The 12,797-nt window shown below is 65.3% G+C and carries 9 protein-coding genes; 3 read left to right on the plus strand and 6 right to left on the minus strand.

Annotation, left to right across the window (positions count from 1 at the left end; all coding sequences use genetic code 11):
- Positions 1-114: 114 nt before the first annotated feature.
- Positions 115-1,617, minus strand: coding sequence for a sodium/proton antiporter NhaB (gene nhaB / locus AC25ND_RS18905; RefSeq protein WP_486976515.1), 1,503 nt, complete (start codon positions 1,615-1,617; stop codon positions 115-117).
- A 151-nt stretch (positions 1,618-1,768) separates the two neighbouring features.
- Here nhaB and AC25ND_RS18910 point away from each other — a divergent pair, with 151 nt between their 5' ends.
- Positions 1,769-2,581: a crotonase/enoyl-CoA hydratase family protein gene (locus tag AC25ND_RS18910; RefSeq protein ID WP_486976516.1), complete on the plus strand. Its 813-nt coding sequence runs from the start codon at positions 1,769-1,771 to the stop codon at positions 2,579-2,581.
- 36 nt (positions 2,582-2,617) lie between these two features.
- The gene (nudC, locus tag AC25ND_RS18915; RefSeq protein WP_088851775.1) at positions 2,618-3,448 is read left to right on the plus strand and encodes an NAD(+) diphosphatase; all 831 of its coding nucleotides are present in this window, start codon (positions 2,618-2,620) and stop codon (positions 3,446-3,448) included.
- A gap of 893 nt (positions 3,449-4,341) precedes the next feature.
- Here the strand turns inward: nudC and AC25ND_RS18920 are convergent.
- From AC25ND_RS18920 to AC25ND_RS18940, 5 genes are all read right to left on the minus strand, one after another.
- Positions 4,342-5,115 (minus strand): TSUP family transporter, encoded by a 774-nt coding sequence (locus AC25ND_RS18920; protein WP_028692405.1) that lies wholly within the window; start codon positions 5,113-5,115, stop codon positions 4,342-4,344.
- A gap of 133 nt (positions 5,116-5,248) precedes the next feature.
- A complete protein-coding gene (locus AC25ND_RS18925; RefSeq protein WP_207852823.1) occupies positions 5,249-6,601 on the minus strand; it encodes a glutamine synthetase family protein in 1,353 nt (450 codons plus the stop codon).
- A gap of 10 nt (positions 6,602-6,611) precedes the next feature.
- Positions 6,612-7,172 carry a helix-turn-helix domain-containing protein gene (locus AC25ND_RS18930; protein ID WP_028692403.1) on the minus strand — a complete coding sequence of 187 codons (561 nt, stop codon included), beginning with the start codon at positions 7,170-7,172 and terminating at the stop codon, positions 6,612-6,614.
- Complete coding sequence (locus tag AC25ND_RS18935; RefSeq protein ID WP_486976517.1) at positions 7,165-8,454, minus strand: NAD(P)/FAD-dependent oxidoreductase; 1,290 nt, start codon at positions 8,452-8,454, stop codon at positions 7,165-7,167. Before AC25ND_RS18935 ends, AC25ND_RS18930 begins: the two co-directional genes overlap by 8 nt.
- Positions 8,455-8,713: 259 nt before the next feature.
- Positions 8,714-10,660: a DNA topoisomerase III gene (locus AC25ND_RS18940; RefSeq protein WP_486976518.1), complete on the minus strand. Its 1,947-nt coding sequence runs from the start codon at positions 10,658-10,660 to the stop codon at positions 8,714-8,716.
- Positions 10,661-10,896: 236 nt separating this feature from the next.
- On the opposite strand from AC25ND_RS18940, the gene AC25ND_RS18945 reads away from it, so the two are divergent.
- Positions 10,897-12,747, plus strand: coding sequence for a polyurethane esterase (locus tag AC25ND_RS18945; RefSeq protein ID WP_486976519.1), 1,851 nt, complete (start codon positions 10,897-10,899; stop codon positions 12,745-12,747).
- Positions 12,748-12,797 lie beyond the last annotated feature (50 nt).

Below are 12,797 nucleotides of genomic sequence, written 5' to 3' on the forward strand. Positions count from 1 at the left end.
AGCAGTGCTGAACGATAGTCAGGGCTCGACGGATGGGGGCGCGGGAGGAGAGAAAACGGGAAAAGGCGCGGTCGCCTGCAGGAGCGGCTAAAGCCACTCCTGCAGAGGGTTCGGCTACAGCCAGTAGGTCACCGCCCACCAGCCCAGGCCACCCATGACCACGGTGTAGGGCAAGGCCATCCACACCATGCGTCCATAGGACAGTCGAACCAGCGGCGCGATCGCCGAGGTCAGCAAGAACAGGAACGCCGCCTGGCCATTGGGCGTGGCCACGCTGGGCAGGTTGGTGCCGGTGTTGATCGCCACCGCCAGGGTTTCGAAGTGCTCGCGGCTCATTGCGCCATTGACGAACGCCTGCTTGACCTCGGTGATGTAGATGGTGGCGACGAACACGTTGTCGCTGATCGCCGACAGCAGGCCGTTGGCCAGGTACAGCATGCCTGGCTGCTGCTCGCTGGGCAGGGCCAGCACCCAGGCGATCAGTGGGCTGAACAGTTGCTGCTGGTGGATCACCGCGACCACGGCGAAGAACACCACCAGCAGCGCGGTGAACGGCATGGCGTCCTGGAATGCGCGGCCCAGGCGGTGCTCGTCGGTGATGCCGGTGAAGGCGGTGATCAGCACGATGACCATCAGGCCGATCAAGCCGACCTCGGCGATGTGCAGGCCCAGGCAGACGATCAGGATCAACGCGGCCAAGCCTTGCACCACCAGGGCGATGCGCTGGGCCGGAGTGCGCGCGGCGTCGTCCTCGGCGGCGTAGGCGGCCAGTACCTGGCGCACACGCTCGGGCATCAGCGTGCCGTAGCCGAACAGGCGCAGCTTCTCCAGCAGCACGCAGGTCGCCAGGCCTGCCGCCAGTACCGGCATCGACACCGGCGCGACCTTGAGAAAGAAGTCGGCGAAGTGCCAACCCATTTCATGGCCGATCAGCAGGTTCTGCGGCTCGCCTACCAGGGTGCACACGCCACCCAGCGCCGTGCCCACCGCGCCGTGCATCAGCAGGCTGCGCAGGAAGGCGCGGAACTGGTCGAGGTCGTCGCGGTGCAGTTGTTCGACCTGGTGGTCGCTGTCCAGCGCCGACTCCTCCCGTGGGTTGGTGCCCGAGGCGACCCGGTGGTACACCGCATAGAATCCCACCGCGGCGCTGATGATCACCGCGGTCACGGTCAGGGCGTCGAGGAACGCCGAGAGAAACGCCGAGAGCACGCAGAACAGCAGGCTCAGTATCGCCTTGGAACGCACCCCCAGCAGGATCCGCGAGAACAGATACAGCAGCAGCTCCTTCATGAAGTGAATGCCGGCGACCATGAACATCAGCAGCAGGATTACCGGGAAGTTGTGCTGCAGCTCTTCGTACAGGGCCTCGGGCGTGGTCATGCGCAGCAGCAGCGCCTCGACCAGCAGCAGGCCGCCGGGCATTAGCGGGTAGCACTTGAGCGCCATCCCCAGGGTGAAGATGAACTGGATCACCAGCACCCAGCCGGTAACCACCGGGCCAAGGGTCGCCAGCAGCAACGGGTTGAGCACCAGGAACAGGCAGATGATGGCCTTGTACCAACGCGGCGACTGGCCCAGGAAAGCATGGGCGAGGGTGCCGGTCAGGGAACGGGACATGAATTTGTATCCTTTTGATTCAGCAGTGGCGCAAGGTGCCGTATCGCGCCTCGGGGTGCAAGTCATCCAGTCCGGCTTTTGGCACATGTGCAGCCTTGCGGGTACGCTAAGATCCGGCGTTGTGAACCCTTTTCCCACAGGAGTGCCGCTCGTGACCGAATACACCGCGTTCAAGGTCGAACTGACTGCCAACATCGCCCACGTGCAGATCAACCGCCCGGACAAGATCAACGCGATGAACGCCGCCTTCTGGGAAGAACTGGTCGAGATCTTCCAATGGATCGACGACACCGACGCGGTGCGCGTGGTGGTCATCAGCGGCGCTGGCAAGAACTTCTCCTCCGGTATCGACCTGACGATGCTGGCCACCCTGGCGCAGCAACTGGGCAAGGACGTCGGCCGCAACGCCCGGGTGATGCGCCGCACCATCCTGCGCCTGCAAGGCTCGTTCAACGCCGTGGACAACTGCCGCAAGCCGGTGCTGGCGGCGATCCAGGGCTACTGCATCGGTGGCGCCATCGATATGGTTTCGGCCTGCGACATGCGCTACTGCGCCGCTGACGCGCAGTTCTCGATCAAGGAGATCGACATGGGCATGGCCGCCGATGTCGGCACCTTGCAACGTTTGCCGCGTATCATCGGCGACGGCATCATGCGCGAGCTGGCCTACACCGGCCGCCGGGTCGACGCCCAGGAGGCGCTGCGCATCGGCCTGGTCAACCGCGTCTATGATGACCAGGCGGCGCTGCTCGACGGGGTCTTTGCCATCGCCCGCGAGATTGCCGCAAAATCGCCGATCGCCGTGGCCGGCACCAAGGAGATGATCAGCTACATGCGTGACCATCGCATCGACGATGGCCTGGAGTACATCGCCACCTGGAACGCCGCCATGCTGCAGTCCGAAGACCTGCGTGTGGCCATGGCCGCGCACATGAGCAAACAGCAACCGACGTTCGCCGACTGACTGGACAGTGGCGGGCGCCATCAAGGGACCCGAACCATGTCAGCACGCTGGACAACCGCAGTACTCGACCCGCAGATCACCGGGGGGCTGGCCGTCGCCCGCAGCCCGGAAGGGTTCCTGGTGGACGCCAACGGCGCGCTGTTCCCCCGCGACTGGCTCAAGCGCCAGGACCTGGACGTGCTGTGCGAGCATGGTATCGGCCATTTCGATGGCCAGCCGGTGTTCCTGTTGGAACTGCGCGGGGCCGGTGAGGTGCCGGGTTGCCACTGGCAGGGGCTACGCCGGTTCATGCTCGAGGGCGACTTCGATACCTACAAGGTGCTCGGTTACGCCGCGCAGATCGGTACCTGGGCTCGCGAGCACCGTTTCTGCGGCAGTTGCGGGCAGGCCATGACGCAGATTCGCTGGGAGCGGGCGATGTATTGCCAGCCCTGCGACTTGCGCAGCTATCCGCGGATTTCACCGAGCATGATCGTGCTGATTACTCGCGGGGACGAGGTGCTTCTGGCCCGTTCGCCGCGCTTCGTCACCGGGGTCTACAGCACCCTGGCGGGGTTCGCGGAGCCTGGGGAGTCGGCCGAGGACTGCCTGGTGCGCGAGGTACGCGAGGAGGTGGCGGTGGAGGTGAAAAACATCCAGTACGTTGGTAGCCAGTGCTGGCCGTTTCCGCATTCGATGATGCTGGGGTTTCATGCCGAGTATGCTGGGGGGGAGATTGTCATGCAGGCGGATGAGATCGAGGATGCGCGGTGGTTCAATGTGCATGAGTTGCCGCCTTTGCCGGCGGGGCGGTCGATTGCTCGGTATCTGATAGATCTGTATGTTGCTCGGCGGTTGGGGTTGTCTGAGCCGGTTTTGCCTGCCTGAGTTGGTTTTAGTTGGGTTGGTTGGTTTTGGAAGTTGTAGGCGCATTCATTTGCGATGTCGACGCTTATTCACCTTTCCGCCCTTACGGCGGGTCACTTTTTGTCAAACGCCCGGAGCGCCGGCCGGACAAAAGTAACCAAAAAACGCTGCGCTCCATTCATCCGGCCTTGCTCCGGGGAGGACCGCGCTGCAGGGCCCATCCTGGGCCCCAGCGCTTGACGGGCATCCATGCCCGTCACCTCCCTGCGCAAGACCTCCGTTCGGCCTCCTGAAGTCGCGAAGTTACGAGCGGCGCCTGGACTGGCGCAGCTGTCGCTAGTTGAAATTTAATTGATCTCTCGATTGTATCGCGGGGCAAGCCCGCTCCCACGCAATATTCGTCGTTATATATAACCCTGTAGGGGCGGGCTTGCCCCGCGAAAGGGCCGGAACAGCCAATACATAACTAATGGTCAAACAAATAACTTCGCATTTCTTGCTCTTGCTCTTGCTCTTGCTCTTGCTCTTGCTCTTGCTCTTGCTTCTAAGCGCGCGATAGTTCGGGCAACGCCAATTGCGACTTCAGGAGGCCGAGCGGAGTTCTTGCGTAGGGAGGTGACGGGCATGGATGCCCGTCAAGCGCTGCGCCCCAGGATGGGGCGTTCAGCGCGGTCCTCCCGGGAGCAAGAACGGAGCGAGGGAACCCCGGAGCGAAGCGCAGGGGCCGGATGAACGGAGCGGGACGGTTTTGCCTACTTTTCCCACGAGAAAAGTAGGCCGCCGTAAGGGCGGAAAGGTGACTAAATGTCGTTATCTTCTACGAATGCGCATACAAAAATCAAAACAATCGCCCCCAAGCCCAAGCCCAAGCCCAAGCCCAAGCCCAAGCCCAAGCCCAAGCCCAAGCCCAAGCCCTACCCAAACCAATGCTGCCAAGCCAACCGCACAGTCAACGCCAACACCACGGCAATAAACACCGGCCGAATAAACCTGCTCCCCCCACTGATCGCAGTACGCGCCCCGAAGAACGCCCCGATCATCACCGACACCCCCATACACAGGCCAACGATGTAATCCACCTGCCCGGAAATGATGAACACCGTCAGCGCCGCGATGTTGCTGACGAAGTTCATGCTACGCGCCACGCCACTGGCGCGAACCAGGTCGATGGGATAGAGCAGCAACGTGCTAACGGTCCAGAAGGCACCGGTGCCGGGCCCGGCGACGCCGTCATAGAAGCCCAGGGTGAAACCTTGCGGGAACTGCCACTTCTTCCTGATCGGCGCCTCGGCGTCCAGAGGCGCCTTGGGCGTGCCGCCGAACAGCAGGTAGACGCCACAGGCAAAGACGACCACCGGCAGCATCTTGTTCAACCATTCGGCAGGCATGTAGTGGGCCACCACCGCGCCGATCAGCGCGCCTGCCAGGGTGCCGACGATCGCCAGGCGCCACTGCGCCGGGTGGAACAGCTTGCGCCGGTAGTAGGTGATGCTGGCGGTGGCGGCGCCGAAGGTCGAGCTGAGCTTGTTGGTGCCCAGCACCAGGTGCGGCGGCATGCCGGCAGTGAGCAGTGCCGGGGTCGTCAGCAGCCCGCCGCCGCCGGCAATGGCGTCGATGAAGCCGGCGACGAAGGCGACCAGGGCGAGGATCAGCAGGGTGAGCGGTTCTACGGTGAGTTCGAAGGGCATGGGGTGTGCGCAGGCTGGAAGGCGGGGTGCGGCAAAAGGCCGCGCTAGAGGTGGTGCATGGTAATCCTGGGCGGCGCGTGATTCCAGTGCCAGCCTCTTCGCGGGTAAACCCGCGAAGAGGCAGCAACAGGGCCTACAGGAACCAGCGATACTCCCGCGCACTGACCTCCTGCAGAAACGCCAGATGGTCCTGGCGCTTGTTCTCGCAATAGACCATCACGAACTCTGCGCCCAGCCCTTCGTTGACTGCCGGGTGTCCGCGCATGGCCGCCACCGCGCCGAGCATGTCCTTGGGGAAATCGATCCCGCTGCCTCGATCTTCGTTCAGCGGCGCGATCGGCTCCTGCGCGGCATCCAGCCCATGTTCCATGCCGCAGAGTATCGCCGCCAGCACCAGATATGGATTGGCATCCGCCCCGGCCAGCCGGTGTTCGATCCGCAGGTTGCGCGGATCCGACTCGGGGATACGAATGCAGGCGTCGCGGTCCTCGAAGCCCCAGCTTGCACGGCTGGCGGCGTTGACCATGGCGCCATAGCGACGAAACGCGTTGTGGTTGGCCGCGAACACCGGCATGCAGTGCGGCAGCAGCGCCAGGCAGCCGGCCACGGCGTGGCGCAGCGGGCGCTGGGCGTCGGCGGCGAGCAGGTTGTTGCCGGCCGCGTCGTAGAGGCTGACATGCACATGCATGCCGCTGCCCGGCGCGTGGAGGTAGGGCTTGCTCATGAACGACGCACGCAGCCCATGCTTGAGCGCCACGCCACGGGTGCTGCGACAGAACAGCGCCGCCCAGTCGGCGGCGCGCAGACCGTCGTCGCAGTGAGCGAAATTGATCTCGAACTGGCCAGGGCCCAGCTCGGCGGTGATGACATTGGCGTCCACGCCCTGGGCATTGGCGGTCTCGACCATCTCGCGTAACACATCGGAAAACCGCGAAAGACGCTCGATATGCATGTTCGGCTGGTCGTCGGCATCGCCACTGGCCGGATCGCGGGGGAACTGCGGCAGACCGTCCTTCAGCGCCCGGTCGAACAGGTAGAACTCCAGTTCGAACGCCACCACCGGGCGGATGCCCCGGCGTTCGAGGCGCCGCAGGACGCGGGTCAGCACCTCGCGGGGCTCGAACTCGATGGGCGCCGCGGTGCCGTCCGAAGTGATCAGCATCTGCCCCAGCGGCTCGCGCTCCCAATTAACCGGCTTCAGCGTATCGGGCACCAGGCGGCGCGGGGCGTCCGGGTCACCGTCGTTGAAGCAGTAGTCGCCGATGGGGAACAGCCCGCCCTGCACGCCAAGCAGCACGCAGTTCTGCGGCAGCTTGAGCGGGCTGCCGGCGGCCACCTTTTCCAGCATGTCGATCGGGTAACGCTTGCCGTAGAAGTGCCCGGGGATGTCCAGGCTGATCAGGTCGACGTAGCGGACCTCGGGGTGTCGGGTACGGAAGGCGCGTACTTCGCTGAGCAGATCGGAGAAGCCTGTTGTACTTGTCATGGGCATGCTCTCAACGGAAGACCCAGAGGACCCGGGTCGTTCGGGTGGTCAGATTGGCGTAGCGGAACTGGCTGTGGGGCGGCAGCTGGAAGCTGTCGTTGGGGTACAGGGTGACGGCATCTTCCTGGCCTTCGAGCCACAGGGTCAGTTCGCCCTCGAGTACGAAACCACCCTGTTCCGAGCTGTCATCCAGATGCCCTTCGCCACTGCTGGCGCCGGGCGCCAGATGGCTTTCGAGCATGGCGAAGCGGCCGGTGAGGGTCGGTGATACCAGCACATCGGTGACCCCGGCGGCGTAGTACAGGGTACGTCGCTCGCCGGGACGGGTGACCCAGTCGAGCGCCCGGGGCGGCACGGCCTGGTAGAAGTAGGTGGTGGGGACCTGCAGCGCCTCGCTGATGGCGGTGAGGTCGGCCACCGTGGGGCGTGAGAGGCCGCGCTCGACCTGGGAGAGAAAGCCCAGCGAGCGCTTGACCCGGCCGGCCAGCTCGTCAAGGGTCAGCCCACGGTGCTTGCGCAGGTCGCGCACCAGTCGCGCCAGGCCTTGGTTGTCGTCGATCGGTTCAGACATGGTCGCGCATCCTGTACCAGGCTTTGGCGGCTGCTTCCAGGGGCGCGGCCAGCAGGTCGCCGCCAGGGAAGCGGCCATTGTCGATACTCTGGTAAAGCGCGAGCAGATCGTCGTCACCTAGAATCGCGTCACTGACGGCGCGTGCGCCGGCCAGGGTCGGCAGCACCCCGTGCCCGGAGAATCCTTGCAGCCAGTAGCGTTGGCCCTGACGGCCGATATCCGGGGTGCGCTGGATGCTGCAGTCGATATGGCCGCCCCAGGCATGTTCGATGGCCACCCCACGCAACTGCGGGAACACCCGTTCCAGGTAGGGCCGTGTGGCGCTGGCGACGTCCTTGGGGATGCCGCCCAGGTAGGTGCAGCCGCCCCCGAAAAGCAGGCGATGGTCGGGTGTCAGGCGGAAGTAGTCGGGAACGAACTGGTTGTCGATCACGCAGCTGTTGCGTGGCAGCAGCGAGGCGGCGAACTCGGCGTCCAGCGGCGCCGTGGCCACCTGGTAGGAGCCCACCGGCAACAGGCGCCGTGACAGGGCACGGTCGAGCCGGTCGATATAGGCGTTGCAGGCCAGCACCAGTACGCGACTGCGCACCTCGCCCTGATCGGTGCGGACGACGAAGCCATCGGCGTGTTCGTGGTAGTCGAGTACCTGGCTCTGCTCGTAGATCTGCCCGCCGTTCGCCTCGATCACACCGGCCAGGCCCTGGGCCAGTTTCAGTGGGTTGAGGTGGGCGCCATTGGGGTCGTACAGCGCGGCCTGATAACGGGTGCTATCGATCCACTCGGGCAATTCCTCGCGGCCGATCAGGCGCAGGCAGTCGTAGTCGAACTTCTCCTGTGCTTCACGTCGGGCCTCCTCCAGCAGTTTTACCCGACGTGGCAGTACGGCGGTCCACAGGCTGCCCAGGCGATAGTCGACGTCAAAGCCATGGCGCTGGGGCAGTTCACGCAGCTCGCGGGCGGCCCAGCACATGCTGTCCCACAGGCGTCGGCTGCGTTCCAGGCCTAGGGCTCGCTCCAGCGGGGGCATGTCGCACGACCAGCCCAGCAAGGCTTGGCCACCGTTGCGGCCCGACGCCGCCCAGGCCACCCGGCTGGCTTCCAGCAGGGTCACGCGTTGGCCGGCCAGTGTCAGGCGCAGGGCCGTGTGCAGGCCGCTGAAACCGGCCCCGACGATCAGGACGTCGGTGCCATGAGCGCCTTGCAGGGTGGGGCGCAGGGTGAGGGTAGTGGGATAGGTGCGGGCGTAGTAGCTGGCGACGTGCTGGGCGGATTGCTTGAACATGCCGGGGCCTCGTGAAATTTTTTCTGATTATTTTCATGAAAAAATAGCAGAGGATTTTCATTTCGCCAGTCGTCTTAAGATGAGGTGCCTAGCATGAGGGGCGGTATTTACGCATTTTCTGTGGGAGCGGCCTTGCGTCGCGAAAGGGTCGCAGAGCGGCCCCTGACATTCTCTATCTAGCGCCGAGATCCTGGGGCCGCTGCGCGCCCCTTTCGCGACGCAAGGCCGCTCCCACAGGTTGAGCTGGAGCTCGTCTACCTTAAGTAGATGCCTTGCGCCGCGGCTGTCGGGGCTTGCTGGCTGCTGTCTTGCCCTTGGCGGCACCCTTGCGCTTCTTCTTCCACGGCGCCGCCGCCTTGCCCGCTGCCGGCCCGCTGATGGTCAGGCGCAGGCCGCTGCACCGTTGCACCAGCTTGCCCATCCAGGCCGACTGGCGGGTGACGAACTCGTCCAGGCTCATCTCGCCGCTCTGCACCATGTCCAGCGCCTGTTCCCAGATCGCCGTGGTGCCGGGGTCGGCAATGGCCCGCGGCACGGCGTCGATCAGGCTGAAGGCGGCGGGCGTGGCCGACAGGGCCTTGCCGTTCTTGACCAGATAGCCACGGTCGAGCAGGCCCTGGATGATGCTGGCGCGGGTGGCCTCGGTGCCGATGCCGGTGGTTTCCTTGAGCTTCTGTTTCAGCCGAGGGTCGTCGACCAGCTTGGCGACGTTCTTCATCGCCTTGATCAGGTCGCCTTCGGTAAAGGGCTTGGGCGGCTGGGTCCACAGGTCCTTCAACTGCAGGTCTCGCACTGCGCAGTCCTGGCCTTCGCGCAGCGCCGGCAGCACCTGGGCCGGTGGCGCCTCGCGACCCTTGGTTGGGGTCAGTGCCTCGGGCAGCGCCCGGCGCCAACCCGGCTCGACGATCTGCTTGCCCACCGCCCGCAGCGCATGACCGGCGCAATCGAACTCGGCCTGGGTGCGGTCGTACTCGTGGTTGGGCAGGAACTGCGCCAGGTAACGGGCGCGGATCAGGGTATACACCGCCTTGTACTTGGGCGGCAGGCGAGCCGGGTCGCTGGCGGCGGCGGTGGGGATGATGCCGTGGTGGGCGCTGACCTTCTGGTCGTTCCATGCGCGCGAGCGGCGACCCGGGTCCAGGTGCGGCCGCAGCGGCGCGAGGCTGTCGTCGGCACGCTGAAGGGCGGCGAGGATGCCAGCGGCCTCGCCGTGCTGGCTGAGAGGCAGGTAGCCGCTGTCGCTGCGCGGGTAGGTGATGAGCTTGTGGGTCTCGTACAGGGCCTGGGCGATGTCCAGGGTCTCCTGGGCGCCGAGGCCGAGCTTCTTCGAGCACACCTCCTGCAGGGTGCCGAGGTCGAAGGGCAGGGGAGCCGCCTCGCGCACGCGTTCGGTGGCGATCTTGCGCACCCGGGCGCTGGCGGCCGCCTGCATGTCGGCGGCCGCCAGCTGGGCAAGGTCCTGCCTCAGGCAGCGACCCTGGTCGTCGCAGGCGTCCTCCGGCGCGCGCCACTGGGCGTTGAACACGCTGCCGGCGCTTTCCAGTTGCACCTCGATGGCCCAGAAGGGCACCGGCACGAAGTCGGCGATGCTGCGGTCGCGGTCCACCACCAGGCGCAGCGTCGGTGTCTGCACCCGGCCTACCGGCAGCACGCCCTGATAGCCGGACTGGCGGCCGAGCAGGGTGAACAGGCGGCTCATGTTCATGCCGATCAGCCAGTCGGCCCGCGAGCGGCCGAGGGCCGAATGGTACAGGCTAAAGGTCTCCTGCCCCGGCAGCAGGCGGCCCAGCGCCTTGCGGATCGAGGCATCGTCCAGCGCCGACAGCCACAGACGCTGGATCGGCCCTCGGTAGCGACAGTGCTCGACCAGCTCCCGGGCGATCATCTCGCCCTCGCGGTCGGCGTCGGTGGCGATCACCAGTTCGCGGGCCTCGCCGAGCAGGCGCTTGACCGCCTTGTACTGGCTGGCGGTCTTGGGCTTGACGGTCATCTTCCACTTTTGCGGGATGATCGGCAGGTCCTCGAGGACCCAGCGCTTGTAGCGCTCGTCGTAGCTGTCTGGTGGGGCGGTCTCGAGCAGGTGGCCGATGCACCAGGTCACGCAAACATCGGTGCCTTGCCAGCAGCCGTCGCCACGCCGCTGGGCGCCGAGGACCTTGGCGATGTCTTTTGCCTGGGAGGGTTTTTCGCAGAGAAAGAGGCGCATGGCCGGAACGCTTGATCGCGGAAGATGGGCACTAGGATGCGCAAGCCAGGGCGTGCAGGCAAGCTTTATCTGTATGCATGTACAGGTTTTTCGCCCGCATGTTTGGCAGGGTAGTCACCCCTTGGGGTTGGACGACTCGGCAAATGCGTGCCAGCTTTGCCTTTCGCCCGCCAGTTGTGTCACTGGACGATGTCGCTGGGGTGTCCTTCCTACAAGAACAACAGGGATGTAAACCAATGCCCGTTTTCGATTACCGACAGCTCGACAGCACTGCCTCCTCCTCGCTCTATAAAGATGCCATGGCCCTGGCCACCTATGCCTACCATGGCATCGACGATGGCTTCAGCGCCGGCTACCAGAAGTACGGTTTTGGCCTGGGCCTGCCGGCCACCCTGGTCAAGGCGCTGATCGGCGGCACCGACAGTCAGGGCGTCATTCCCGGCATCCCCTGGAACCCTGACTCCGAAGCCCGGGCCCTGGCGCAGGTCAAGGCCGCCGGCTGGACGCCGATCAGCGCGGCGCAGCTGGGCTACCAGGGCAAGACCGACGCCCGCGGCACATTCCATGGCGAAGCGCCGGGCTACACCTCGGCACAGGTGGAAATCCTTGGGCGCTACGATGCCGCCGGCCAGCTCAGCGGCATCGGCATCGCCTTCCGCGGCACCAGCGGCCCGCGTGAGAACCTGCTGGGTGACACCATCGGTGACGCCATCAACGACCTGCTGGCGGCGATCGGCCCGGCCGGTTATGCCCGTGACTACGCCGGTAACGCATTCGGGCAACTGCTCGCCGATGTGGCGGCCTTCGCCAAGGCCAAAGGCCTGAGTGGCGCCGATGTCACCGTCAGTGGTCACAGCCTAGGCGGCCTGGCGGTCAACAGCCTGGCCGATCTCAGCGGCTCGCGCTGGGGCGGTTTCTACCAGGATGCGCGTTACGTCGCCTTCGCCTCGCCGACCCAGGCCGCCGACGCCAGCAAGGTGCTCAATATCGGCTATGAGAACGACCCGGTGTTCCGCGTGCTCGACGGCACCTCGGCAACCTGGGGCACCCTGGGCGTGCACGACGGCGCCAAGGCCTCGGCCACCAACAACATTGTCAACTTCAACGACCACTACGCCTCCGACGCCTGGAACCTACTGCCGTTCTCCATCGGCAACATCGCCACTTGGTTGTCGCACCTGCCGACGGCCTACGCCGATGGCCTTGGTCGGGTGCTGGGGTCGTCGTTCTATCAATGGACCAGCCGCGACTCGACCATCGTGGTCAGCAACCTGTCCGATGTCACCCGTGGCTCGACCTGGGTCGAGGACCTCAACCGCAATGCCGAGCCGCACAAAGGCAGCACCTTCATCATCGGCTCCGACCAGGATGACCTGATCCACGGCGGGCGTGGCAACGACTACCTTGAGGGGCGGGCCGGCAATGACACCTTCCGCGACGACGGCGGCTTCAACCTGATCGACGGCGGCGCCGGCCATGACACCCTGAAGCTGCAGGACGCCCTGGCCAACCTGAGCATCGCCCGGGACGGCGAGGGCACGCTGTACGTGCGCGACGCCCAGGGCGGCATCAGCCTGGTGCGCAATGTCGAGAACCTGGTGAGCAAGGAGTCGAGCCTGCTGATCTTCAGCAAGGAGGTCAGCCATGGGGTCGCGGCGCAGGGGCTGTTCGAGAGCGGCAAGGTCACGCCCTACGCGTCTTCGCTCAACGGCACCCAGGCTGGCGACCAACTGGTGGCGGGCAACCAGGGTCAGTGGTTGTTTGGCCTGGGCGGTGACGATCGGCTGCAGGGCGGTGCTGGCAATGACGTGCTGGTCGGCGGCGCGGGCAACGATGTGCTCATTGGCGGCGGCGGGCGCGACACCTTCCTGTTCAGCGAGCATTTTGGCCAGGATCGGGTGCTGGACTTCTCCGGGCAGGACCGGCTGGTGTTCATTGGCGTGGACAGAGGTACGGCGGCGCCGGACTGGCGTGCCCATGCCAGCCAGGTTGGCAATGACCTGGTGCTGAAGTTCGGGGGGGATAGCGTGACGCTGGTGGGGATCTCGGCCCAGGGGGTGGGGGATGGGCAGATTGTGATTGCCTGAGGGGTAGGGCGTAACCCTGTAGGAGCGGCCTTGCCGACGCCTCGGCAAGG

It is taken from the genome of Pseudomonas sp. P110(2024), from assembly GCF_057480795.1.

Bases quoted from the DNA above. Each gene is read 5' to 3' on its own strand.
- nhaB (WP_486976515.1), bottom strand. From the start codon at position 1,617: ATGTCCCGTTCCCTGACCGGCACCCTCGCCCATGCTTTCCTGGGCCAG.
- nudC (WP_088851775.1), top strand. From the start codon at position 2,618: ATGTCAGCACGCTGGACAACCGCAGTACTCGACCCGCAGATCACCGGG.
- AC25ND_RS18920 (WP_028692405.1), bottom strand. From the start codon at position 5,115: ATGCCCTTCGAACTCACCGTAGAACCGCTCACCCTGCTGATCCTCGCC.
- AC25ND_RS18925 (WP_207852823.1), bottom strand. From the start codon at position 6,601: ATGACAAGTACAACAGGCTTCTCCGATCTGCTCAGCGAAGTACGCGCC.
- AC25ND_RS18930 (WP_028692403.1), bottom strand. From the start codon at position 7,172: ATGTCTGAACCGATCGACGACAACCAAGGCCTGGCGCGACTGGTGCGC.
- AC25ND_RS18935 (WP_486976517.1), bottom strand. From the start codon at position 8,454: ATGTTCAAGCAATCCGCCCAGCACGTCGCCAGCTACTACGCCCGCACC.
- AC25ND_RS18940 (WP_486976518.1), bottom strand. From the start codon at position 10,660: ATGCGCCTCTTTCTCTGCGAAAAACCCTCCCAGGCAAAAGACATCGCC.
- AC25ND_RS18945 (WP_486976519.1), top strand. From the start codon at position 10,897: ATGCCCGTTTTCGATTACCGACAGCTCGACAGCACTGCCTCCTCCTCG.